Source organism: Pantoea sp. AG702 (genome assembly GCF_003182295.1).
Classification (GTDB): Bacteria; Pseudomonadota; Gammaproteobacteria; order Enterobacterales; family Enterobacteriaceae; genus Pantoea; species Pantoea ananatis.
Genome location: NZ_QGTU01000001.1, coordinates 402,517 through 424,941 on the forward strand (window position 1 = coordinate 402,517; position 22,425 = coordinate 424,941).

24 protein-coding genes and 3 tRNA genes are annotated in these 22,425 nt (G+C 49.7%); 19 read left to right on the forward strand and 8 right to left on the reverse strand.

Going from position 1 to position 22,425, the window contains the following annotated elements; genetic code table 11:
- Positions 1 to 274 precede the first annotated feature (274 nt).
- From DFO57_RS01880 to DFO57_RS01890, 3 genes are all read left to right on the forward strand, one after another.
- A complete protein-coding gene (locus DFO57_RS01880) occupies positions 275 to 1,189 on the forward strand; it encodes a DMT family transporter (protein WP_013025295.1) in 915 nt (304 codons plus the stop codon).
- Between the two features lie 169 nt (positions 1,190 to 1,358).
- A complete protein-coding gene (gene rutR / locus DFO57_RS01885; RefSeq protein WP_014593360.1) occupies positions 1,359 to 1,994 on the forward strand; it encodes an HTH-type transcriptional regulator RutR in 636 nt (211 codons plus the stop codon).
- A 47-nt stretch (positions 1,995 to 2,041) separates the two neighbouring features.
- Positions 2,042 to 3,016, forward strand: coding sequence for a metal-dependent hydrolase (locus tag DFO57_RS01890; protein WP_014606162.1), 975 nt, complete (start codon positions 2,042 to 2,044; stop codon positions 3,014 to 3,016).
- Between the two features lie 41 nt (positions 3,017 to 3,057).
- Here the strand turns inward: DFO57_RS01890 and cycA are convergent, their stop codons facing one another.
- Positions 3,058 to 4,449 (reverse strand): D-serine/D-alanine/glycine transporter, encoded by a 1,392-nt coding sequence (gene cycA / locus DFO57_RS01895; RefSeq protein WP_013025298.1) that lies wholly within the window; start codon positions 4,447 to 4,449, stop codon positions 3,058 to 3,060.
- A 284-nt stretch (positions 4,450 to 4,733) separates the two neighbouring features.
- On the opposite strand from cycA, the gene DFO57_RS01900 reads away from it, so the two are divergent.
- A complete protein-coding gene (locus DFO57_RS01900; protein ID WP_110015011.1) occupies positions 4,734 to 5,429 on the forward strand; it encodes an extensin family protein in 696 nt (231 codons plus the stop codon).
- 585 nt (positions 5,430 to 6,014) lie between these two features.
- Here DFO57_RS01900 and DFO57_RS01910 read toward each other — a convergent pair.
- The gene (locus DFO57_RS01910; RefSeq protein WP_146108905.1) at positions 6,015 to 6,293 is read right to left on the reverse strand and encodes a hypothetical protein; all 279 of its coding nucleotides are present in this window, start codon (positions 6,291 to 6,293) and stop codon (positions 6,015 to 6,017) included.
- A gap of 57 nt (positions 6,294 to 6,350) precedes the next feature.
- On the opposite strand from DFO57_RS01910, the gene sdiA reads away from it, so the two are divergent.
- The gene (gene sdiA, locus DFO57_RS01915) at positions 6,351 to 7,073 is read left to right on the forward strand and encodes a transcriptional regulator SdiA (RefSeq protein ID WP_110015012.1); all 723 of its coding nucleotides are present in this window, start codon (positions 6,351 to 6,353) and stop codon (positions 7,071 to 7,073) included.
- A gap of 122 nt (positions 7,074 to 7,195) precedes the next feature.
- Entirely contained in the window at positions 7,196 to 7,807 is a 612-nt protein-coding gene (locus DFO57_RS01920) for an acyl-homoserine-lactone synthase (RefSeq protein ID WP_014606161.1), read from the forward strand.
- A 33-nt stretch (positions 7,808 to 7,840) separates the two neighbouring features.
- Here the strand turns inward: DFO57_RS01920 and DFO57_RS01925 are convergent, their stop codons facing one another.
- Positions 7,841 to 8,065: a DUF2594 family protein gene (locus DFO57_RS01925; protein ID WP_013025302.1), complete on the reverse strand. Its 225-nt coding sequence runs from the start codon at positions 8,063 to 8,065 to the stop codon at positions 7,841 to 7,843.
- A 428-nt stretch (positions 8,066 to 8,493) separates the two neighbouring features.
- Between DFO57_RS01925 and uvrY the strand changes: the two genes are divergently transcribed.
- The 8 genes from uvrY to DFO57_RS01965 all read left to right on the forward strand — a co-directional run bounded on the left by uvrY (position 8,494) and on the right by DFO57_RS01965 (position 14,080).
- Entirely contained in the window at positions 8,494 to 9,153 is a 660-nt protein-coding gene (uvrY, locus tag DFO57_RS01930; RefSeq protein ID WP_013025303.1) for a UvrY/SirA/GacA family response regulator transcription factor, read from the forward strand.
- Positions 9,146 to 10,978: an excinuclease ABC subunit UvrC gene (gene uvrC, locus DFO57_RS01935; protein WP_013025304.1), complete on the forward strand. Its 1,833-nt coding sequence runs from the start codon at positions 9,146 to 9,148 to the stop codon at positions 10,976 to 10,978. Before uvrY ends, uvrC begins: the two co-directional genes overlap by 8 nt.
- Positions 10,979 to 11,046: 68 nt before the next feature.
- Positions 11,047 to 11,595 (forward strand): CDP-diacylglycerol--glycerol-3-phosphate 3-phosphatidyltransferase, encoded by a 549-nt coding sequence (pgsA, locus tag DFO57_RS01940; RefSeq protein WP_006118776.1) that lies wholly within the window; start codon positions 11,047 to 11,049, stop codon positions 11,593 to 11,595.
- A 191-nt stretch (positions 11,596 to 11,786) separates the two neighbouring features.
- Positions 11,787 to 11,862, forward strand: a tRNA-Gly gene (locus DFO57_RS01945).
- Between the two features lie 40 nt (positions 11,863 to 11,902).
- A tRNA-Cys gene (locus tag DFO57_RS01950) sits at positions 11,903 to 11,976 on the forward strand.
- Between the two features lie 10 nt (positions 11,977 to 11,986).
- Positions 11,987 to 12,073, forward strand: a tRNA-Leu gene (locus tag DFO57_RS01955).
- 410 nt (positions 12,074 to 12,483) lie between these two features.
- Positions 12,484 to 12,690, forward strand: a complete 207-nt coding sequence (locus DFO57_RS01960; protein WP_110015013.1) for a hypothetical protein — start codon at positions 12,484 to 12,486, stop codon at positions 12,688 to 12,690.
- A gap of 988 nt (positions 12,691 to 13,678) precedes the next feature.
- Positions 13,679 to 14,080 (forward strand): hypothetical protein, encoded by a 402-nt coding sequence (locus DFO57_RS01965; protein WP_014606160.1) that lies wholly within the window; start codon positions 13,679 to 13,681, stop codon positions 14,078 to 14,080.
- A 391-nt stretch (positions 14,081 to 14,471) separates the two neighbouring features.
- Here the strand turns inward: DFO57_RS01965 and DFO57_RS01970 are convergent, their stop codons facing one another.
- Positions 14,472 to 15,590: an acyltransferase gene (locus DFO57_RS01970; RefSeq protein ID WP_064352663.1), complete on the reverse strand. Its 1,119-nt coding sequence runs from the start codon at positions 15,588 to 15,590 to the stop codon at positions 14,472 to 14,474.
- Positions 15,591 to 16,903: 1,313 nt separating this feature from the next.
- Between DFO57_RS01970 and DFO57_RS23030 the strand changes: the two genes are divergently transcribed.
- From DFO57_RS23030 to DFO57_RS01990, 4 genes are all read left to right on the forward strand, one after another.
- The gene (locus tag DFO57_RS23030; protein ID WP_369974471.1) at positions 16,904 to 17,047 is read left to right on the forward strand and encodes an integrase core domain-containing protein; all 144 of its coding nucleotides are present in this window, start codon (positions 16,904 to 16,906) and stop codon (positions 17,045 to 17,047) included.
- 92 nt (positions 17,048 to 17,139) lie between these two features.
- Positions 17,140 to 17,508: a YrhK family protein gene (locus tag DFO57_RS01980; protein WP_227022867.1), complete on the forward strand. Its 369-nt coding sequence runs from the start codon at positions 17,140 to 17,142 to the stop codon at positions 17,506 to 17,508.
- A gap of 109 nt (positions 17,509 to 17,617) precedes the next feature.
- Positions 17,618 to 17,797: a hypothetical protein gene (locus tag DFO57_RS22645; RefSeq protein ID WP_185860301.1), complete on the forward strand. Its 180-nt coding sequence runs from the start codon at positions 17,618 to 17,620 to the stop codon at positions 17,795 to 17,797.
- A 242-nt stretch (positions 17,798 to 18,039) separates the two neighbouring features.
- Complete coding sequence (locus DFO57_RS01990; protein ID WP_013025308.1) at positions 18,040 to 18,237, forward strand: DUF6404 family protein; 198 nt, start codon at positions 18,040 to 18,042, stop codon at positions 18,235 to 18,237.
- 36 nt (positions 18,238 to 18,273) lie between these two features.
- Here the strand turns inward: DFO57_RS01990 and DFO57_RS01995 are convergent, their stop codons facing one another.
- From DFO57_RS01995 to DFO57_RS02010, 4 genes are all read right to left on the reverse strand, one after another.
- Positions 18,274 to 19,779 carry a SulP family inorganic anion transporter gene (locus DFO57_RS01995; RefSeq protein ID WP_199226560.1) on the reverse strand — a complete coding sequence of 502 codons (1,506 nt, stop codon included), beginning with the start codon at positions 19,777 to 19,779 and terminating at the stop codon, positions 18,274 to 18,276.
- 134 nt (positions 19,780 to 19,913) lie between these two features.
- Entirely contained in the window at positions 19,914 to 20,174 is a 261-nt protein-coding gene (locus DFO57_RS02000) for a biofilm/acid-resistance regulator YmgB/AriR (protein ID WP_110015015.1), read from the reverse strand.
- Positions 20,175 to 20,544: 370 nt separating this feature from the next.
- Entirely contained in the window at positions 20,545 to 20,952 is a 408-nt protein-coding gene (locus DFO57_RS02005) for a DUF2000 domain-containing protein (protein WP_110015016.1), read from the reverse strand.
- A 42-nt stretch (positions 20,953 to 20,994) separates the two neighbouring features.
- Positions 20,995 to 21,840 (reverse strand): AraC family transcriptional regulator, encoded by an 846-nt coding sequence (locus DFO57_RS02010; RefSeq protein ID WP_019105721.1) that lies wholly within the window; start codon positions 21,838 to 21,840, stop codon positions 20,995 to 20,997.
- 154 nt (positions 21,841 to 21,994) lie between these two features.
- Here DFO57_RS02010 and DFO57_RS02015 point away from each other — a divergent pair, with 154 nt between their 5' ends.
- Entirely contained in the window at positions 21,995 to 22,423 is a 429-nt protein-coding gene (locus tag DFO57_RS02015) for a MarR family winged helix-turn-helix transcriptional regulator (RefSeq protein ID WP_013025313.1), read from the forward strand.
- Positions 22,424 to 22,425: the final 2 nt, after the last annotated feature.

Below are 22,425 nucleotides of genomic sequence, written 5' to 3' on the forward strand. Positions count from 1 at the left end.
ACATGTCGTCGCGCATCCTTCCTGGAATATGACTCATCAAAGCCTGTCCGTTTACAAAGGCGGCTCAATGAAAGATGCTAAGGCGTGCAACGGAAGCGGTAAGACATGATGCCGCGCCTGACCGGATTCATTCCGGGCGGAAAGGAAAAGTGGCCCATTACCAATGGCGGCAGCGCGTTTTATTCGTCTTCAGGGTCAGCGCGTCGGCGAGTGACATTGCATTACCCGGCATCGCCGATCACAATAGCGCCTGAATCAATCAGGCAGGTGAACTATGTCGACTACGACGCGCAGACTGACCGTGCGTATAACGCGTCAGGAATGGGTACTTATTTTCATTACGATGATCTGGGGCGGGACGTTTTTAGTGGTACATCGGGCGATGCAGCACTCAGGCCCGTTTTTCTTTGTTGGGGTGCGGTTTGCCACTGCGGCCATCCTGCTGGCGCTCTTTTTTCGCCGTTACCTTGCCGCAATCAGCTGGACTGAAATAAAGGCGGGAACGCTTATCGGCCTGACCATTGCCGCGGGTTACGGTCTGCAGACATGGGGAATGCAGACCATCTCCAGCAGCCAGTCGGCCTTTCTGACCGCCTTATATGTTCCGGTTGTGCCGCTTTTACAATGGCTGTTCCTACGGCGTCCACCTCCGTTAATGGCATGGCTGGGTATCTTACTGGCGTTTTGCGGCTTAATACTGGTTGCGGGGCCGCAGGACGGAAGGGTGGTGCTCAATCAGGGTGAGATTGCCACGCTGATCAGTACCCTGGCGATTGCGGGCGAAATTATTCTTATCAGCCGCTTCGCCGGTCATGTTGATGTTCGTCGTGTGACCTTTATTCAGCTTACCGTCGCTTCACTCTGTGCCTTCTGCTTTATGCTTCCTAACGGGGAAACGTTGCCTGCCCTGTCGACGCCGTTATTGCTCAGCGCATTAGGTCTGGGTGCCGCCAGTGCGCTTATCCAGGTGACGATGAACTGGGCACAACGCAGCGTATCGCCCACGCGGGCAACGGTTATTTACGCCGGAGAGCCGGTATGGGCGGGCGTGGTCGGGCGTATCGCCGGCGAACGTTTGCCGGCAGCCGCGATACTTGGTGGCGCTTTTATCGTCTGCGGCGTGATTATCAGTGAACTGCGTCTGAAGCGCCGCAAAGCGATACCCTCAGCCTCTTCGCGGGACGAATGAAGGTCAAAAGGATGACGCGAAGGCGCGAGTCGGTTATTGCGCCTGTTCTGAGAGAGATGTTGTCGTTGTGCGTGTTACTGACATTACCGCAGCGTTTAAACCTTCACTGTTATCACGTAGCAAATTCATGAGCTTGCTGTGATACACAGTGTCAGGCGAGGGGAACCCTATGAAAAAGGAACAATCAGTGCCCACGCGCCGCTCAGTGGCCGTCGCTGCCAAACGGGCGGCTATTCTGGAGGCCGCGCTGAGCTTTTTTTCCCAGTTTGGCATCCACGGTACGCGGCTGGAAAAAGTCGCTGACCGCGCCGGTGTCTCTAAAACGAATTTGCTGTACTACTATCCTTCCAAAGAAGCGCTCTATATTGCCGTGTTGAAAGAGATCCTGGATGTCTGGCTGGCGCCCCTGCGTGCACTGAGCCACGATCAGGATCCTTTGAGAGCCATTCGGCACTATATCCGCCTAAAACTTGAAGTCTCCCGGGACCATCCGCAGGCATCAAGGCTGTTTTGCCTGGAAATGCTCCAGGGGGCGCCCCTGTTGAAAGGTGAACTGGCGGGGGATTTAAAACAACTTATGGATGATAAAACAGCGATTATACAGCGCTGGATAGCCGAAGGAAGGCTGGCGGGTATTCAGCCCCAACACCTGATTTTTATGCTCTGGGCAACCACGCAGCACTACGCCGATTTTGCCAGTCAGGTTGAAGCCATTACGGGAAACAGGCTCACTAATCCGCTGTTTTTTGAAGAAACGGTAGAGAACGTTCAGCGCATTATTATTGAAGGTATTCGGGTGCGTTAAAAGAACAAGGCCATACTGAATACAGGAATAAACACTGGAGCGGGCTGATGGATTCTGTTTCACAATGCGTACTGGGCGCGTCAGTAACCCTGGCGGTGATGGGCCGCCGTGTTCCGGCCTGGCAGGCCGCCATTATCGGCGCGGCCTGCGGAACGTTGCCGGATCTTGATGTCTTTCTCGATCACGGTGATGCTATCCGCAATATGACGCTGCACCGAACCGAAAGCCATGCGCTGCTTTATCTGACGCTGCTTTCCCCCTTAGTGGCCTGGCTGGTTGCACGGCTTTGTCGTGCCGGGCCAGCATGGACGGCCTGGTGGCCCGCCATCTGGCTGGCGCTGATCACCCATCCTCTTCTCGATCTGATGACGGTATATGGCACGCAACTGGGATTACCGCTTACCGATCATCCTTACGCGATCGGCAGCATATATATTGTCGATCCGCTTTATACCTTACCGCTGCTCGTTGGCTTAGCGGTGGCGTTGTGGCGTCGCAGCGATCGGGGATTGCGCTGGAACCGCGCGGGACTGGCATTGAGCTCGGCCTATCTCGTCTGGAGCGTGCTGATTCAGCAGGTCGCGGACGGGCAGATCAAACAGTCACTTGAACAGCAGGGCATTGCAACAAACAAGGTGCTGGTCACGCCCACGGCGCTAAATACCCTTGTCTGGCGTAGCGTCATTATCACGCCCGATCGTTATGGGGAAGCTTACTGGTCTTTGCTGTCGCCGCGGCGTCCCGTTACGGTGACCTGGCGGCCCCGTCATCCTGAATTATTTGCATCATTCAAGGGGAACTGGTTTGCAGAGCGCATTGCGTGGTTCAGCCACGGCTTTTATGCCATGAGTGAGCGCGATGGACAGGTCACCATCGCCGATTTGCGTATGGGCGACGATGACCGCTACACCTTCACCTTTGGTTTGGGAACGGCACAGCGTCCGGATGCCCGGCCGCAGCGCCTCCCGTCCGCCGGGCGCACGTTGAAGCGCACGTTCAGCCATATTGCTGAGCAGTTATAAAAAAAAGCCCGACTTTTGTCGGGCTTTCTTCATGCTGGGGATTAACGGCGCGTGCGTTTACGCAGCTGCCAGCCGATGGCCAGCAGGATAAACCATAATGGCGTCACCATTAATGCCTGACGTGTATCCTCCTGTAGCGTGAGCAGGACGAGAATAAACACGAAGAAGGCCATACAAACCCAACACATGAATTTACCCAACGGCATTTTAAAGTTAGATGCCGCATGGCGTTCCGGAAATTTTTTGCGATAGGCCAGATAGCTGCACAGGATGATGGTCCAGACGAACATAAACAGAATGGCCGAAACCGTGGTGACCAGAGTAAAGACGGTCATCACATCCGGAATCAGGTAAATCAGCGCTACGCCGCACAGCAAACAGAAGCAGGAGAAGAACAGGCCGGTCGTGGGAACGGCGCGCGCAGATAACCGCCCAAAAGCCCGACTGGCAACGCCCTGCTGTGATAAGCCATACAGCATGCGACTGGTCGAGAAAATGCCGCTGTTAGCCGATGAGGCGGCAGATGTTAATACCACGAAGTTCACGATACTTGCCGCCGCCGGAAGACCAATTAAAACAAACATCTCAACGAACGGACTGCGATCGGCCATCACTTCTGTCCAGGGCGTGACAGACATGATTACCATCAGTGCCAGGACATAAAACATAATGACGCGCAAGGGAATCGCGTTAATGGCGCGCGGTAAGACCTTGTGCGGATCCTGTGTTTCGGCGGCGGCCGTACCGACCAGCTCAATGCCGACAAAGGCAAACACAGCGATCTGAAACCCGGCAAAAAATCCGCTCAGTCCTTTGGGAAACATACCGCCGTGATCCCAGATATTACTCAGGGCTGCGGTACCGCCACCGGGAGAAGGATAGTGGAGTGAAACCAACACGATTCCGGTCACAATTAAGGCGACAATCGCCACAATTTTGATGATGGCGAACCAGAATTCCATCTCACCAAACATCTTCACCGTGGCGATATTCAACGCCAAAAAGACAAAGACGCACAACAGCGCACTCATCCAGATGGAGAACCCTGGAAACCAGAGCTGGAAGTAGGCGCTGATAGCCACCACGTCGGCGATACCGGTGACCACCCAACAGAACCAGTATGTCCAACCGGTGAAGTAGCCCGCCCACGGCCCAAGTAAGTCGGCCGCAAAATCGCTAAAGGATTTGTATTCCAGATTCGACAGCAGCAATTCGCCCATTGCGCGCATGACGAAAAACAGCATAAAGCCGATGATCATATAGACGAAAATGATGGACGGGCCTGCCAGACTAATGGTTTTTCCCGAGCCCATAAACAGACCCGTTCCGATAGCGCCGCCGATAGCGATGAGCTGGATATGCCGGTTATGCAGATTACGCCGCAATGTGTCTGAGCCTTGCGGGCTCTGCGTGTGGTGAGAGTGATCAACCATGAAATTGTCTTTCCTGTCTTGATGTTGTGTCAGCTCTGATGGCTGTTGAGGATGACTGAGTGTCTGAAACAATTGGGCATAAGATAGAGGAAGTAAGGATAAAAACGGTAATCATTTTTTAACAATATCAGACAACATACTCATCAAAAGAGCATTTTTGCTTCCAGCAGGCGGTTTTTACGTCAGATTAGGTAATATTTCATCACCTTGTGTTATCTCCGGGGCAGACAACGCACGGCGCTTCTACACTTCCTCATTATTGGTTGTTTCACATCAGAGGCATTATGCGCACGCTTGTCCTGCTTATTATCATGACCGGACTGAGGTGGATGAGTTTGCCCTGGCTGAAACAGCACTTACCCCCGCAGTTTAATCCGTTCACGCCTCTGTCGGTGACCGATCCGCCAGGCTGGATGACGCGGCTGAAAATCAAGCGTCTGCAAAATGATCCTGCCGCCTGTCTTGACGTCATGCGTCGGGCAGAGCAGGCGGGACGGGTGAGTTTCAGCCAGCAACCAGCCATCGCCGGCCAGTGTCCGCTAGCTCAGCCGCTGAGAGTGCAAAAAATGGGCGCAGTATCACTCAGCAGCAGCTTTCTGGCCAGCTGTCCCATGGCCGTTGCGGCCACCCTGTATGTGGTTCACAGCAGTCAGCAGATTCTTCAGCAGTCGGGCACCCGGCTGGTGGGCATTGAGCATGTTGGCAGTTATGCCTGTCGTAATATCTATCACCGAACTCAGGGGCGACTAAGCGAACATGCCACTGCTGACGCCTGGGATATAACGGCCTATCGTCTGGCCAATGGTCAGCGGCTGGTGGTCAGTCAACACTGGCAGCAACCTGAAGAGAAAGCGCTATTACTTCACGGATTGTGGCGAACAGGTTGTCACTTTTTTGGTAATGCGCTTGGGCCGGATTATAATACTGCGCATGCAACACATTTTCATTTTGGCATGCGTGGGGCAGGTTATTGCAGATAGTAACAGGACAGCGCTGAGGGTAATTACGGGGTTTTTATTTCTTATTATCCAGCATAAAAAATATGCGACTATTTCGGTTTTTCAGGCTTCGCTTTTTTTATTAACATTATATCCGGGTATGCAACCTTTTTTATGTGTGGCGTTGTGCCTTTCAGCGAATAGACGTTATTTAATGCATGTGGGATAATGAATTATGAGGTCGTTGCCGTGTTTTAATTTTATTAACATTCCGATATTTTATTGTGATATTTTTTTCTTATTAAATACGTTATTGATTGTTTTTTACAGGCTGTATTTTACCCCCGCTCAGACAATATGTTAAGTTAATTCATGTCTGATATTTTATCCTGGGGCAACAATATGAACAGCTTCTTTCTTATCAGGGAAAAGACATTCTCTTTGCGTCACGCGTTTCACTTAAGGTCGTGCATCACGCTTGAGCAGAGCCAAAAGAGTAGGGCTCCAGGCGCGGTAAGGGACGCGTTTTCGGCAGAGATCATGTTACCCGGAGGTTTGAATAACGCCACATTTGATGTCAGCGATACTGCAGCATGTTCTTTTTTAGGCTTTGCCTTGAACGTTTAATCAGCAATGATGATGCATAAAAGGTGTACATTGACCCGTTGCGGGTATCAAATGGGTCATCCAGGAAAATAATAAGTTGCGGACCGCAACTTCTTTAGTCTTATTTTCAATGCTGGCTGCGTTTAAAGATTGAAAAAATATAAGAAAAATCCTATTATTCTGCCCATCACGCGTTGCCTGAATTGCCAGCAGCATTCTTTTATCCCTGGTTTTGGCATTTTGCCCGTAACGGGTCCTGAAAACCAAATGAAAATAAAGCTTTTTTTGATGTGCTGACACAGGGTAAATTCATTTCTGATGCAAAGATATCAAGCACGTAGTGGAAGTTGAGGCAATATGACAAGTGAAGATTATTTTTCCTGGCGGACTGAGACTGAAAATCATTTTCAGGCACTGGCGACGACCCAACAATTAAAGGGGCTCCTGCAGGATTATATCCAGTCACTGGGTTTCGATTATTTCGCTTTTTTTATCCAGCACCGCGTTCCTTTTACCCGACCACGTCTTTATTTACATGACACTTATCCTAAATTATGGATTAAACGTTATAAAGAGCAGAATTATTATGCGATCGATCCCGTGTTGCAGCTTTGCCTGCGCTCAGGAAAAGGGGTTGAGTGGACGCCTGAGCTGTTTAGCTCGGCAAAAGAAATGTGGCAGGATGCGTGTAATTTTGGGCTCCTGAGCGGATTTTCGTGTTCTGCAATGGCATCAAATCGCGCCGTTGGTATATTATCTATAGGATCAAAGCGTCCCTTTATTACTGGCAGCCGGCGAGTTGAGCTCGAGGTAAAGCTGCATTTTTTGGCTGAGCAAAGCCTGTCCTTACTCGAACGCCTGAATGATGAAGCACTGATGGTCCAGGGAAATGATTTTAGTCAGCGTGAGCTCGAAATTTTGAGATGGACTGCTGAAGGCAAAACGTCACAAGAAATTTCACTTATTTTGTCGATTTCTGAGCACACCGTAAATTTTTACCAAAAAAATATGAAAAAACGTTTTAATGTTTCTAATAAAACTCAAATTGCATGCTACGCCGCAGCAATTGGACTGATTTAAATGAAAAGCAACTGCCAACTTTAGTAGTTCCCTCGTTGAGGTCACTTGTCTACCCTGCGCTAGTGCGCTCCTGGGCAGGCGCGAAGAAATCATTGCAAACATGGGGATGTCAGAGGCGCATGATGAAAATAGTTCAAACGCAGTTAAAGGATATGCCATCTTCCTTGCTTGCCGAGCTTGGCAGTTACCGTTATAGCGTGTTTGCACGGGGTGAAGGTTGGTCGATTCCGCCGCGTCTGAGCACGCCTGGGCAAGAGTACGATCGTTTTGATCGCTCTGATGTAACCTGGTTGATCGCATGGAGTGTACGCAATGGCATCAGTGGCTGTGCGCGATTAATGCCCTGGACTGAACCCGAGCAAACGGAAGGTATCGTTTTACCGTTTAACCACGAAAAAGTATGGGAAATGTCGCGTTTCTCAGCGCGGCTGGAGGTCGATCCTGAGTTGCCACTTACGATTCTCTGGCATGCTGTTCAACTGGCCGAAATTAACGGTATTGAATTTATTATCAGCTCGGCCACGCCGATGCTGGAAAAGATGTTCGAGCAGCATCAGGTCGTCTATCAGCCCTTAACGCCCGGACTGATTCAGTCGGAAGATAACCTGTTTGCCATCCGTATTCCCGTCAGCCAGCCAGCACTGGCAGAAAAATACCGTGGTGCACGTCGCTTCAGCCCGGAGGAGGTTCTGCCTTCGTTGGGCGTCTCGGTTAACTGGCACCCGCACGGTTGAGTTTATGCCCCCGGTGACGGGGGCATCTTAGCGTTACTGACGATAAGCCGCTTTAATTTGCTTGATCGTGTTGCTGAACACTTCCGCCTGCGGCATGTCGCCCAGGGTTTTGACGTAGCGTTCCATGTTAATGATCACTTTGCCCGCATCGGCCTGGCCCATTCCTTTCAGAATCAGTGTGATCATCATCTTCAGGCAAGCCACTTCATCAGATAATTTTTGCGTTTCCTGCGAGGTCGCGAAATCTTCATCGCTCATGAATTTCTCCTTGGTGGTTAACGTCGTCTCTTATTCGGTACGCACAGCAATCCGAGAGTATACCACAGGGGATTACGCTTGCTGAGTGCATCACGACAGCAGGCGTTCCCGCCTGACTTTGTTCAGTTAAATTTATTAATCACGTGCAGGAATGGTCAGGTCAAAAAAACAGACAGCAATGTCAGGAAGATGATTAATTGAGACGTTATGTTTTTTTTAACTTCATGAAAAGACTATTTTTTTAAAAATCCCATTGCAGTAGCTGTTTTTTGGGATGCGCTTTCCAATAACCCAGGATTTGCATTGATATAAATCATTGAAAGCTCTCCTTCCACGACTTTGTATATGTGCTTTTAATGCAAAAACGGGTATGATTGCCGCTTGCAATCGTTAAATGCTACCTCTTATTAGCTGCGGAGTGCTTCGCGTTGATCACTGTCCTTCTTGTCGATGACCATGAACTGGTACGTGCCGGTATCCGCCGTATTCTCGAAGATATTAAAGGTCTGGTGATCGCTGGCGAAGCCTGTTGTGGTGAAGATGCCGTTAAGTGGTGCCGTGCTAATCAGGTTGATGTCATTTTAATGGATATGAACATGCCGGGCATCGGCGGGCTGGAGGCGACGCGAAAAATCGTGCGCTACAACCCTGATATCAAAATCATCATGCTGACTATCCATACTGAAAACCCCCTGCCGGCAAAAGTCATGCAGGCTGGTGCCGCAGGTTATCTCAGTAAGGGCGCAGCGCCACAGGAAGTGGTAAACGCGATTCGCTCGGTCAACGCCGGGCAGCGCTACATTGCATCGGACATCGCTCAACAAATGGCGCTTAGCCAGATTGAGCCACAAAAAGCCGAATCTCCCTTCAGCTGTTTGTCGGAAAGGGAATTGCAGATTATGCTGATGATCACCAAGGGGCAAAAGGTGACGGAAATTTCCGAGCAGCTTAATCTCAGTCCTAAAACCGTTAACAGCTACCGTTACCGGATGTTCAGCAAACTGAATATCAGTGGCGATGTAGAGTTAACGCATCTGGCCATCAGACATGGCCTGTATAATGCGGAGCCGTTAATAAGTAGTGAGTGACCTCTTTAATCCCAAAATCTTTCTGAGTACGGTCACCAGTGAACCCGGCGTATACCGGATGTATGACGCTTCCGGAACGGTTATCTATGTCGGCAAAGCCAAAGATCTGAAAAAGCGGCTTACGAGCTATTTTCGTACGAACGTTGGCAGCCGAAAAACCGAAGCGCTGGTGAGTAACATCCATCACATCGATGTCACCGTAACCCATACTGAAACCGAAGCGTTGTTGCTTGAGCACAATTACATCAAGCTTTATCAACCGCGCTACAACGTTCTGTTGCGCGACGATAAATCCTACCCCTACATTTTTCTCAGCAGCGATGTTCATCCTCGCCTGGCGATGCATCGGGGCGCGAAACACGCGAAAGGCGAATATTTCGGCCCGTTCCCCAATGGCTACGCGGTACGAGAAACGCTGGCGCTGCTGCAAAAAGTGTTTCCTATCCGTCAATGCGAGAACAGCGTGTATCGCAACCGTACGCGCCCCTGCCTGCAATACCAGATTGGCCGCTGCCTGGGTCCCTGTGTTGCCGGGCTGGTGAGTGAGGAAGAGTACGCACAGCAAACGGATTACGTGCGGCTGTTTCTGGCGGGTAAGGATGATCAGGTGCTGAATTTACTGGTCCGCCGTATGGAAGATGCAAGTCATGCCCTGCGGTTTGAAGAAGCGGCACGCCTGCGCGACCAGATCCAGGCCGTCAGGCGCGTCACCGAAAAACAGTTTGTGTCTAATCAGGGCGACGACCTGGATGTGATTGGCGTGGCCTACGATGCCGGTATGGCCTGTTTACACGTGCTGTTTATCCGTCAGGGTAAAGTGTTGGGAAGCCGAAGCTATTTTCCAAAGGTGCCCGCCGATACCGATCTGGCGGAAGTCGTGCAAACCTTTGTGGGGCAGTTTTATTTGCAGGGTAGCGAAATGCGGACGCTGCCCGGTGAAATTTTGCTGGATTTCACCTTACCTGAGCGCGAACTGCTGTCTGAGTCGCTGACCGAATTAGCCGGGCGTCGGGTGAATATTCAAAGTAAACCTCGTGGTGATCGCGCGCGCTATCTCAAACTGGCACGAACCAATGCCGGTTCGGCATTAAAAACCCGTTTGTCTCAGCACTCGACCATTCATCAGCGTCTCACTGCGTTAGCCGAGTTTCTGGAGTTGGATAAGATCACCCGAATGGAGTGTTTTGATATCAGCCATACCATGGGAGAGCAGACCATCGCGTCCTGTGTCGTGTTCGATCAAAACGGTCCCCTCCGTGCCGATTATCGCCGCTATAACATTGCCGGCATCACGCCTGGTGATGATTATGCAGCGATGAATCAGGTGCTGCGTCGCCGTTATGGAAAAGCGATTGAGGAAGAGAAGATCCCCGATGTCATTTTGATCGACGGCGGTAAAGGCCAATTGGCTCAGGCAAAGCAGGTTTTTGCCGAACTGGACGTGAGCTGGGATAAATCACGTCCCATTTTACTGGGCGTAGCAAAAGGCACCGATCGCAAAGCCGGTCTTGAAACTCTGTTTTTCGAGGCGGAGGGCGAGGGGATTTCCCTGTCGCCTGATGCACCAGCGCTGCACGTGATTCAGCATATTCGTGATGATGCTCACAATCATGCTATTTCAGGGCACCGTAAAAAACGGGCCAAAGTGAAAAATACCAGTGCTCTGGAAAGCATTGAAGGTGTGGGGCCAAAACGACGCCAGCAGCTGCTTAAGTACATGGGGGGCCTGCAACCGCTGATGAATGCATCGGTGGAAGAGATCGCGAATGTCCCTGGCATATCCCATGCTTTGGCGGAAAAAATCTACTACTCGTTGAAACACTAGCATTGAAACAGGGTGGGCAATGTAGGAACATACGTTAAACACCACCCAATCCAGACAGTTACCAGCATATGCAATTTAACATTCCGACCTGTCTTACCCTGTTTCGCGTCGTTCTTATTCCGTTCTTTGTGCTGGCTTTCTATCTGCCGTTCCACTGGGCGCCATTTGTTACCGCGTTGATCTTTGTTGTGGCAGCCGTGACCGACTGGTTCGACGGCTTTCTGGCGCGTCGCTGGAAGCAGACAACCCGCTTTGGCGCTTTCCTCGATCCAGTTGCCGATAAAGTCATGGTGGCAATTGCCCTGGTATTGGTTGCAGAGTACTTTCATGCCTGGTGGATCACGCTGCCAGCCGCAACGATGATTGCACGAGAAATTATTATTTCCGCGCTGCGCGAATGGATGGCTGAAATCGGCAAACGCAGCAGTGTTGCCGTTTCCTGGATTGGTAAAGTAAAAACAACGGCACAGATGTTCTCACTTTTTGCCTTGTTGTGGCGTCCGGACAGCATGGTTGTTGGCGTGGGTGTCGTTGCGTTATACATTGCGGCAGTGCTGACTTTCTGGTCGATGTTTCAGTATCTGAGCGCGGCGCGCGGGGATTTGCTCGAACCGTGATCGATACGATTTAAAAAGCAGCAAACGGACGCAATGTGGGGATAATTTTATTGACTCATCGCGTCATCTCAGTAGAATGCATCGCATCGAACGGCAGCACAGCTGCAGAAGCTAAGAAAAATCAGTAAGTTCGATGAAGTGCATTAAATATCGAGCTCTTCAGCAGGCAGTAAACTGAACGGTAAGATGATGCGGGAATAGCTCAGTTGGTAGAGCACGACCTTGCCAAGGTCGGGGTCGCGAGTTCGAGTCTCGTTTCCCGCTCCAAATTAGCAGGTCAGGATAACCTGGCAGCAGACAAGTTTAAGGCGCGTTGGCAGAGTGGCTATGCAGCGGATTGCAAATCCGTGTACCTCGGTTCGACTCCGGGACGCGCCTCCAGTTATACCTCGCCCGGGTGGTGAAATCGGTAGACACAAGGGATTTAAAATCCCTCGATCGCAAGGTCGTGCGGGTTCAAGTCCCGCCCCGGGCACCATATTGAAACACCAATAAAATCAAGTAGTAGCAATGTCGTTTAAGCCGCCTCTTTGGGCGGTTTTTTGTATCTGAAATTCGGCAGTGGCGATGAATTGGCGATGACATTTTTTGCTGCCATCTTTCATCATGGACTTTCAGCCCATCCTTATCCTCGTACTCTCCTGCCTTGCATAAACCTGCATTTTGGCATCCCTCAGCTTTAGGCCCGCGTCGAAAACTCAAGGCCAGGTCGTTCACAAACTAAAGAGGAAAACAGATGCGTGCAGGCTGTAGTCAGCGGCATCAGCGCTAGCGTTTGAGCTTGATGGGCAACAGCCAAAAGAGCAGGGAAGCCTTCAACCGCAGGAATAAAATTAATTGCTCATTTTATGTGCTATGCTGAATTTCCGTTTCACAACTTAGGCTCACATGGACGACGATGATGAACGGCCCTATATTATCTTTACCGCAATCGGTAAAGCCGTGCTGGAACTGCTTGATTTAAAAGAAGGTTTTTTTGATTTAGAGCTTGCTGAAATACTTGAAGACTGGATGAAAGAGGAGACGAATCCACTTCAGGCGGAGGTTTACAGAATGGCGGCGGAGTTTGTCAGGGCAGGGAAGGCAGTAAATTAAAAAGGCCTGCGTTACACAGGCAGAAACTGTTACAAGGGAAAATCCAGCAGTCAATTTTGACTGACTGTGGAAGCATACAGTGATCGTGCTTTTTAGATACAACTGAATGAGATTTGATCGATAAAAGGCACGATATGCCTGCGTCAGATATAAAAAAGCCCACTCGGATGTGGGCATAGCGAACAGGGCTATAAAGATAAGGTACTATCGATTACATTTTGATTATCGGCTGGGAAGCAGAAACCTTCAGATCTAAATTTGGATAAAAACGACAACGATCATTTGTTTTTTTATTCTTATACTTCAATGGTTTGCCGGTCTTTAACTTTCCTCAGATATTCTTCATAAAATTAATGACCCTGATTGGCCTCTTTTCTTATCGCGAGACATCTTTTTCCAATGTATATCCCTGTCCTTAACGCTCTATCGTCGGGTATCACGCTACGAGCTTGTATAGGCAGGCACGGTTTATCTTGGGTTAATGCTTGTGACTTTCACTCATAAGCTGCGGAAGTTTTCCGCTGAGATGAAAGACGTAGCTAAACCGGCGCGAGGGTAAGCACTCGACTTTTACCGGTCTGGAACACCTGCTGCCAGGACTGTGGTTGGCACAGGCTCAGTGCGATTGTTTCATACCCGCAATTTTTCACATACCCTGTATTCAGGCTCAACTGGACATAGTGATCAATCGCGCTCTCACAAAAGATATTTTGAGATGGTTATTCCTCATACCGTTTTTCCATTTGTAATCCCGTCACTGTCTGTCTCAACCTGAGGCAGTTAAAAGCCGCAACGACATATCTTGAAAATCCTGATTGCCAGGCTTTATGACGGCTGTTCTCTTCTGTTGACGTGCCATCGATAGCCGGACGCATGTCCGTAGTACTCTCACAAGCCTCAGTACAGAATGAAATCGAGCGCAAGGGCTGTGCCGTGAAGGCCGGAACGCGCTCAGTCAATTACATCAAATTAAACGGGAGTCACCATAATGAAATTAAAATCGTTCATCGCATTGAGTTTAGTATCACTGTCGTTTGGTAGTCAGGCTGCATCTTTTGTCGTCGATGCCAAAAATAACTGCTTTGATCCTCAGGCCGTTAACAGTAAGGTTCAAAGTGGTTCGCCTCTGAAATTCAACCTTGATGCGGGTACCTATAATATTTACCTGACGTCGAATAGCGCCAACTGCGTCACAGGAAGTTCATGTCAGATTGATCGGGTTGTTATGGCTGGTGGAATGAGTACGGCAAGATGGGGGTCTGCAATCAGCAGTACACCACAACAGATTAATGTGGCTGGAAGCAATTATTATCTTATCGCTTACATTGGTGATGACAACTGCGCAGACAATACAGGTTCTGTGACCATTCAGGCAGATAAGGTCCAGTAAACAAGCACGTTCGTTTCACTAAGACTATCACAAGACGCATTTTCGAATGCGTCTGATAATGTTTTATCAGTTGGTAGGCATTACTTAGATATGAAAGAGGGAGCGGTAAGTTTCATATCAATTTCAAAGTAGCGCAGTCTGGGGGGGTTCTGCAACTAACAGTACTTTGATTAAAACTTTAGTCCTTAAACATGGTGCGTAGATAATAAAAAATTACTGCCGATGCCTACTTTTTTGTTGAAGGCTGATAGTGGATTTTATCAATGCGACGTAGAGAGGCTTTTCCAGATATATAACATAATCAGGATATTATGATATGTATCTCGCCATTCCTTAATCGGATATGGCGAGCTCTCCAATTGTCTAATCTACTTTTAAAGTATAGGTAATTTCATGATTTCTTGCCAAGATTAATAAAGGGGAGTTCGACAAATTTGTAACTTAATGAACAGGCTATTAAGAAGAACAAAAAAACAGTGCCCGATACAACCATATACTGCATCTGATCTAAGTGGAAATTATGAGATTGAATGAATCTATTCATGCAAAACCAGGCTATGCCGTGCAGCATATAGATGCTATAGCTCGCATCGCCTAATCTAATAAAGCCTTTAATGTTTAAAAGACCAAAAAGATTACCACCGATGGCTATGAAAAAGAAAGTTGATGCTACTGCAGGCATAAAGTAAATGTTGAAACTGCTGTCGGAAATAAGTATCACAACTGCAAAAGATAGTGATGCACCGATATTATAAAACGTTTTGCTTTGCGCAGATGTTGTTGTAAGTTCTTTTCCTATAGCACCAATTGCAAAGAATGAGGCATATGAAGCAAGTGCTGGATTTTGTGTAGATACAAAGTATACGGAAGCGAAAATGATTGCCGATGCAACAGGTATCAAACCAATTTTGTCACGTAATACGTAGGCTACAGGGAGTGAGAAATAAAAAGCCCATTCCCAAAAAAGTGTCCATGTTACGCCTGCGTTAATAAACTGAGTGTCATGCATCCCAAAAACATCGGGTTTCTTTCCTGTTAACCCGGCATCGAACCAAAAATAAAATTTTGATAATAAATCATTTGTACTAATTTCATGTCGCTGAATCCAGAAGGCAATAGCGAGACAGAGAGTTGAAGAAAGCATAAAAAGTGGAGCGATACGCAAGACTCTTTTTTTGTAGAAGTGGAACCATGATTTTACGTTTGTGTGGGCAAAAACGTAACCGGACACCATAAAAAATAGTGCAACGCCAAAAGAGCCAATTTTTTGATTCACCGGATAATCATTTAATGAGCTAAGAAGCCATGGATGACCATGAAAATATTCATAACTTAGCACAAAGTGATGAAAGGCAACCATGAATGCGAGGAAAAATCTCAATCCATCAATTCTGTGAATGCGACCAGAGGTATCCTTATCCATAAAGGAAAAAAGTTTTGTACTAAACAGAATACCCGTTATAAATAGAAGCGCTAGCATCCATAAAAGCAGAGTAAGTTGAAGTGGCATATTGATTACTTGTGAAATTATTAAAAACGCATTGTAACGTAACATTTATGAGGTTGGTGCTTTTTTTCACAAAACATCATCCCAACCTTATCAAGGAAGTTTTGCGGGGGTGGGGAAAGTCAATAAGTACAATGGGTTATGAGTAATTTCTGTGAACTTACAAAAGGAGGAGTAAGCTTTGTTTCATGCGCAATGGAAGTGCATTTGACTAATTTATCGTAAATTTGGCACATTTAGTGATTTCAATGTTAAAACCCGCTTTAAGTAGTCCATGCATAAAAGTGAATTGTCTAGACAAGGTAAGTGGTCCTGGCTGAAATCATGTTCCATTAAGAATCAAAATCCCGGCATGTTAAACATTCCCTTGAGCGGAGGTGCCGATGAAAAAGTCACGACTCCCCGAAGAGCAGATTATCTTTGCCTCGAAACAGGCCGAATCGGATATGTCCGTGCCGGATGTTTATTGCAAGCTAGGTATTTCCGATGCCACCTTTTAGGCTTGGTGTAAGAGATACGGCGAAACTTACCCTTCTAAACTCAATCATATGCGGCAACGCCAAGAAGAAAACCTGTTGCTTAAGAGGCTGGTTGCCGATCTCGGCCTCGACAAGGCGATGCAACAGGATGTTCTGGCAAAAAAGAGCTGACATTGTTATGACTCCGGGATTAGAACGGGAATTAACAGGCCCGATACGGTGCCAGCGAAAGACAAATCTATTTGCGTTATGGCTCAGCCGCAATTCGTTCAGGTATTATTTTGTTGCTGCCGATGACAGCGCACTGGGCCTGCTCGTCCATGAATTCACCAAAACGCCCATTCATTACAGATACAGCAGGGTACACGCAATGCTCCGGCGTGAGGGCTGGTGCGACAAGCACAAACCGGTCTTCCGCCTCTACTGTGAACAGGGGCTGTCTCTACGACTCAGACGGCCACGTCGCAATAAATCTGCCCTGCGAACACCGCCGCAGGTTCAGGGCTTATATTCGAATCACGTTTGGGGCATGGATTTTGTCTCGGACGCGCTGCTTGACAGGCGACGATTGCGCCTGCTTACGGTTATCGATTTTTACACCCGCTGGGATCTGCGTGCGGCAGAATCTGCGTCTGACAGATGTAGCCGAAATGCTGAACAACATAGCGATCAAGGGTCCTTTACCTCATTGACTGAAAACCGCTAATATTTTGAATTTAATGGGAAAGTTATGGGTGGATTGGTGTAGGAAAGAGGGATTAGGATCGAATTCTCACTCCCGGAAACACTGATAGACAACGCTAAGCTTTAGTCGTTTAACAGCAGGTTGTGACAGGGATGTCTGAACGAGAACGGGTTCGTATCTCTGGAAGATGCACAGTGCAAATCGAGACCTGGTGCATACACTTTAATCAATGTCACCCCCATTATGCACTGGGCTGGATGACACCTTACGAATTTGCCAAAAAATCTGCCGTTTGACCTAATTTGCAGCCAGATATTCCTGATTATGAGTGGATTACATATGGGGTGATTCATAAGGATATGATTTCAAATTAAAAAAAAGAGTATTTGTGTCTTTAGCGGGAAATAATCTCTTCAATGTTTTTAAAACATGCCAAATATTGATTGAAAGGAAATTTGTTTTGTCAAAGCATAACTTGAGTGAAAATTTTGATACAAATAAAGCAGAAATCGATTTCGGTTCAGACCACATCATCATAGCGCGCCGCTACCGGGCCCTTGGGGCACTGAACGATCTCTTTATCGCGATATGGTTTTTGACAGGAAGCGTTCTTTTTTTCTTCGATTCGCTAATGACTGGCGGTACCTGGTTATTTGTGGTCGGCAGCCTTCAACTTCTGTTACGCCCGGCGATAACCCTGGCAGAGCTTATTCATGTCAAACGTGTTTATCGCTCTCGCCCTGCCACTTCGCGGTGACAGCCTGAGATAGGTGGTTCAGATGAGTCAGCCCGGCCGCTATCCTGCGGCCCGGCTGTAAGGCGGTCAGACTTAACATCGCTGCTAAAACGTTACCAGGTGCGAGCCGGTGGCGGAGGCGGTTGTTCGCCGGTTGCGGCTGGAGGGGGCGGAGGAGGGGCGTCAGCCCGAGGAGGTGGTGGCGCGAAAGCCTGTTCTGGCGGTGGAGGCGGTGGTGGTGGACGACGATCGTGCGGCGGCGGTGGCGCGCCGCAACCCGGACCTGGCGGCGGCGGTGCGCAGGCGCTGAGCGTGGAAACGACAAAAGCAGCGGCTAAAAAGGACAGACGACGATTCATTCTATTTCCCTTATGAAATTAACAGTAAGCTAATTGTAGACACCCGTAACTAAAAATAGGGCGGCGAAGGGTAAAAGCGAAGCGAGGAAGGCCATTTGTTTGTTTTTTGAGATACTTCTCATCTCACGATGATGATTCGGCTTTTTGTCTTCACTCCGGTTAAGGTAGCGCATCAATGTAGAGGAGTAATGTTATGAATGGCATTTTGAAATTCGTCCGCGGATGGCTGATTTTTTCGGTTCTGTGGGGCGTCTTCATGTGGTTTATGTCATGGCAGGCGCAGGGCAAAGAGATTGGACTGGCTATTTTAATGAGCCTGTATGCCGGGTTGCTATACCAGGCACTCATCACCATGGTGGCCCGCTACAAAGCCCGCCGCCAGCAAGCCTGACTGCGGCCTGCTGCGCTCAGGCAGCAGGCCAGTGACTCAGCTCAGATTACCGGTCAAGCGGCGATGGAAATCACTGCTGCGCAGATCCAGTCCTTCTATAGTCACGTGCGTGCCATAGCGCTGGTAGCGATATTCGATTCCATCCAGCGCGGCGACGCTGGAGGCATCCCAGATTTGCGCGTGGGTGAGGTCGATAATGACGGATTTCGGATCCTGCGCGTAATCAAAGTGCTCAAACAAATCGTTGCTGCTGGCAAAAAACAGCGGCCCGCGCACGGTGTAACGCACCGACTGCCCGTCTTCGCTTAGCTGCCTTTCGGCATGAATGACATGCGCAACGCGGCGTGCAAATAACATCATCGCAACGATAACCCCGGCCAGTACCCCAAGCGCGAGATTACCGGTGAGTACCGTAATGCCTACCGTCAGCGCCATCACCAGCGTTTCTGACCAGGGCATCCGTTTCAGGGTTGCCGGTTGCAGGCTGTGCCAGTTTACCGTCTTGACGGCGACCACCATCATGATTCCGGCCAGAACAACCATAGGGATCTTCGCCATAATGTGGCTCAGGCCGGTGACGAGAAGCAGCAGGACCAGGCCCGCCGCAATCGTTGATACCCGACTGCGCGCTTTGCCGAGTTCTACGTTAACAATGGTCTGGCCAATCATGGCGCAGCCGGCGATGCCGCCGTAAAAGCCAGCAAAAATATTGCCTATGCCCAGCCCCCAGGATTCGCGCCGTTTGCTGGAAGGCGTGTCCGTAAGATCATCAACTAATTTGGCGGTCAGCAGCGATTCCATCAGCCCGACAAACGCAATGCTGAGCGCCGTGGGCCAGACGATTTGCAGCGTGTGGCGATCGAGCGGTACGGCTAAGGCCGTAAAGTCAGGTAAGCCGGCACTCATCGGGCCTTCATCCCCCACATTCGGTACCCGGTAACCCATCAGCAGCGCCACGCCGGTCACAACGATAATGGCGACCAGAGGGGAAGGAACACTTTTAAGCACTCGGGGCAACAGTAGCACAATCGCCAGAGTGAGTGCGAACAGAGCCCATACTACAGGCGACTGACCCCAGACATGGGGAACCTGAGCAAAGAAAATCAACACGCCAAGCGCATTCACAAAGCCGATCATCACCGAACGTGGGATATAGCGCATCGCCCGTGACATGCCGGTGACACCAAACAGAATCTGAATCAGTCCGGCCATCACGACCGCAGGCAGAATGTAGGCCACGCCATGGGCATGTACCATCGGGCCAATCACCAGCGCCACCGAACCCGCCGCCGCCGTCACCATGGCCGGCCGTCCGCCAAGAATGGACAGCGTCAGGCAAAGTACAACAGAGGCGACCAGGCTGACTTTGGGATCGACGCCCGCGATAACAGAGAAAGAGATCACTTCAGGAATCAGTGCCAGGGCCGTAATGACGCCAGCCAGACATTCTCGGGTAAGCAGTGCAGGCGAGCGCAGTACGCGCCCCACACTGATATCGTTTTCCACAACGGCGGTCGTGGCGACATCGTTTTGTTGAATCATAATGTTGTGCAGGCTCTTTTATTCATATCTTGCGCGAAAGGCAAGGAGGACAGGATATGGTGAGGGGCAGATGTTACCGATGGATAAACGAAGAAGCCAGAGAAAGCGAAATGACTCCATCCATGGAGAAAGGACTATACCGTTAAGTCGTCAGGGGTCTTATACACCACCATCTCCAGCAGGTGACGATAAACATCCAGTGAAACTTTGTCACTTTCCAGTTCAAGACGATGAATCAGCTTAGAAATTATCGCTTTGTTATTCACAGCCATGCCTGACTGCAGAATTTCTGCAACCACCAGTCCAAGAATTTCCATATCACTGTCAGGCTTGTTACTAGCAACGGTAAAGTAGTCAGCAATCTCTTTATCAGTTTGGGGCAGTGTGTTTTGCATGTGTTAGCCTTTCAAATAGCCAGCTACCCGGGCGGACAGCAGGACAAACAGACCTAAAAGCCATCGCATAAAATACAATGGAACCCAACGCCGTAAACAGGTCGAGATAATCAAAAAAGAAACCTCTGAGGGTGGAAATCCATTACACCTTCAGAGGCGACGCAGATGCATCATTCGTTACAGAGTCGTGATCACAACTCGTTGGCTGTAAAGTTATACAATGTAACTTTGATTGTACAAGTAAATTATTAAGCAAAAAATGCTAATGGTTAACAATCAGCATTTTAGGTAAATTATTTGCCGTTAATCTGTACAGGGAAATGTGTACAAGTTGAAAAATCGGCGCGTGAGCAGCACGATTCACAGCAGGTTAAGCAAACAGGTGAAGTTTCGCGGTGAGTTTACGGACCTTCTTCTTGTCCCCGACGATAGCCACGCCCAGCAGACGCCATTCCGATGCCGGTTGTGTCTTCATGGCGGCAGTAAAGGCGCCATAGTCTGTCGTCGACTGACCTTCTTCCGGAAACACCACAATATCGCATTCCGCCTGCTCAGCCTGCGGCCATAATGCGCTGAGCTGCTGTGCATCAGCGGCCAGCACGGGGATGCCTACCGGTATCAGGCCGGGAAAGCGCCGGGTGGCGGCATCCTCAAGGGCTTCGCCTGCAAGGGAAGGGTGCCGCTGACCCACGGTCAGGGCGATAACGGCTGCGGCATTGGTTGCTTTGCCAGCGGGTAACGCGCTGTTCAATATCATTACACATCGTGGTTCTGTCATTTTCATCTCCTGAGGCAAAAAGCCATTGTGGCAAGGCTCAGCTCAGGCGTCTGGAAGATTTGTGCACAGTTGCTGGTAACGCGCGGGCGTCAGTTGGCAGGCGCGTTTGAACCAGCGCCCCAGATGGCTCTGGTCGGCGAAACCCAGCTCGGCTGCAACCTGTGCGGGCGATTCACCGATGGCCAGCCGACGGCGCGCCTGGCTCAGGCGCCACTGCACTAACCAGGCGTGCGGCGGCAGGCCCCATTGTTTTTGAAACAGCCGGGAGAGGCGAAACCGATCGACGTTGAGCGCCTGCGCCAGCTCGGCAATGCCGGGATTTTCCGCATGATAAGCCATCAACCAGTCGCGCGCCTGATGCGCCAGCGACGGTGCTGTCTCTGCCCGGGCGCCGCGCAAGACGGGAGAATAACGGAGTTGCTGGAATAAGCGATCCAGCGCTGCATCTTTAATGAGCCGGGGATGATCGTGCCAGAAAGCGTCAAACGCGTGCCAGACCGCCCAGGAGAGTTGACCATCGTCTTTCAGCGTGCTGGCAAAGCGTAGCTCTCCGCAGGGGAGTCCATCAAGACAGGCTGGCGCAAGCTGCTGATGTAGCTGATGAGGCGAAAGATACAGCATACGGTAGGTAAAACCCTGGGCATCAACGGCATCGCCGTCATGCAGTTCTTCAGGTTCTAACATGAAGACGGTGCCGGGGCGGCTATGATGACGCTGGCGTCGGGAATGGAACTGCTGTACGCCTTGCTCAGTCACGCCAATTAAATAGCTGTCATGCCAGTGAGGATCGTAGGCATGACCGGTAAAATGCGCCCGCAGAGATTCAATACCGCTGTTTGGGTCGCGACGCAAATCCACCCAGCTGTCTGTTGAGTCTTTCACACGCATTTTACTCCACTAAACTTTTACGACAGTATCAACCTGGACATTCTGCCGCGATTATCCAGTATTTAACAGAGCAGACACTTTTCATTCGCAATTTGCTTTGCGTATAATAACTTATTCAACTAATTAGAACTCTAATCATTAGGTTGCTATTTAAATGTCATCTACCCGTACCTTTACGCACTTGCTCCATCTTACTGCTCATGCCTGGCGTCTGGCCGTCGATCGTCATTTGAAAGACAGTGGCTTAAGTACCAGCAGTTGGATGGCGATTGGGCTTATTGCCAGCGAACCTCAGCGGCTTACGCAAACGGAACTGGCGCAACGGATGGGGCTGGAGGATGCCAGTATGGTGCCGCTGGTGGATCGTCTGGTGAAGCAGGATTTACTGACGCGCGTGCAGCCAGCCGAAGATCGCCGCAAACGTCACCTGGTGCTGACCGAAAAAGGGAATGACGCGTTCGCCAACGTTAAAACCCACGCGGATGCCTTACGTGCTGAGCTGCTGGCTGATATCGATCCTCAGGAGCTCGCGGTGGTTGAGCGAATTTTAGAGACACTGCTGACCCGAATGGGAACGATGTAATT

What these genes read in the sequence shown, in the direction of transcription:
- DFO57_RS01880 (WP_013025295.1), top strand. Translation starts at nt 275, where the DNA reads ATGTCGACTACGACGCGCAGACTGACCGTGCGTATAACGCGTCAGGAA.
- rutR (WP_014593360.1), top strand. Translation starts at nt 1,359, where the DNA reads ATGAAAAAGGAACAATCAGTGCCCACGCGCCGCTCAGTGGCCGTCGCT.
- DFO57_RS01890 (WP_014606162.1), top strand. Translation starts at nt 2,042, where the DNA reads ATGGATTCTGTTTCACAATGCGTACTGGGCGCGTCAGTAACCCTGGCG.
- cycA (WP_013025298.1), bottom strand. Translation starts at nt 4,449, where the DNA reads ATGGTTGATCACTCTCACCACACGCAGAGCCCGCAAGGCTCAGACACA.
- DFO57_RS01900 (WP_110015011.1), top strand. Translation starts at nt 4,734, where the DNA reads ATGCGCACGCTTGTCCTGCTTATTATCATGACCGGACTGAGGTGGATG.
- sdiA (WP_110015012.1), top strand. Translation starts at nt 6,351, where the DNA reads ATGACAAGTGAAGATTATTTTTCCTGGCGGACTGAGACTGAAAATCAT.
- DFO57_RS01920 (WP_014606161.1), top strand. Translation starts at nt 7,196, where the DNA reads ATGAAAATAGTTCAAACGCAGTTAAAGGATATGCCATCTTCCTTGCTT.
- DFO57_RS01925 (WP_013025302.1), bottom strand. Translation starts at nt 8,065, where the DNA reads ATGAGCGATGAAGATTTCGCGACCTCGCAGGAAACGCAAAAATTATCT.
- pgsA (WP_006118776.1), top strand. Translation starts at nt 11,047, where the DNA reads ATGCAATTTAACATTCCGACCTGTCTTACCCTGTTTCGCGTCGTTCTT.
- DFO57_RS01960 (WP_110015013.1), top strand. Translation starts at nt 12,484, where the DNA reads ATGGACGACGATGATGAACGGCCCTATATTATCTTTACCGCAATCGGT.
- DFO57_RS01965 (WP_014606160.1), top strand. Translation starts at nt 13,679, where the DNA reads ATGAAATTAAAATCGTTCATCGCATTGAGTTTAGTATCACTGTCGTTT.
- DFO57_RS01970 (WP_064352663.1), bottom strand. Translation starts at nt 15,590, where the DNA reads ATGCCACTTCAACTTACTCTGCTTTTATGGATGCTAGCGCTTCTATTT.
- DFO57_RS23030 (WP_369974471.1), top strand. Translation starts at nt 16,904, where the DNA reads ATGTCTGAACGAGAACGGGTTCGTATCTCTGGAAGATGCACAGTGCAA.
- DFO57_RS01990 (WP_013025308.1), top strand. Translation starts at nt 18,040, where the DNA reads ATGAATGGCATTTTGAAATTCGTCCGCGGATGGCTGATTTTTTCGGTT.
- DFO57_RS01995 (WP_199226560.1), bottom strand. Translation starts at nt 19,779, where the DNA reads ATGATTCAACAAAACGATGTCGCCACGACCGCCGTTGTGGAAAACGAT.
- DFO57_RS02000 (WP_110015015.1), bottom strand. Translation starts at nt 20,174, where the DNA reads ATGCAAAACACACTGCCCCAAACTGATAAAGAGATTGCTGACTACTTT.
- DFO57_RS02005 (WP_110015016.1), bottom strand. Translation starts at nt 20,952, where the DNA reads ATGACAGAACCACGATGTGTAATGATATTGAACAGCGCGTTACCCGCT.
- DFO57_RS02010 (WP_019105721.1), bottom strand. Translation starts at nt 21,840, where the DNA reads ATGCGTGTGAAAGACTCAACAGACAGCTGGGTGGATTTGCGTCGCGAC.
- DFO57_RS02015 (WP_013025313.1), top strand. Translation starts at nt 21,995, where the DNA reads ATGTCATCTACCCGTACCTTTACGCACTTGCTCCATCTTACTGCTCAT.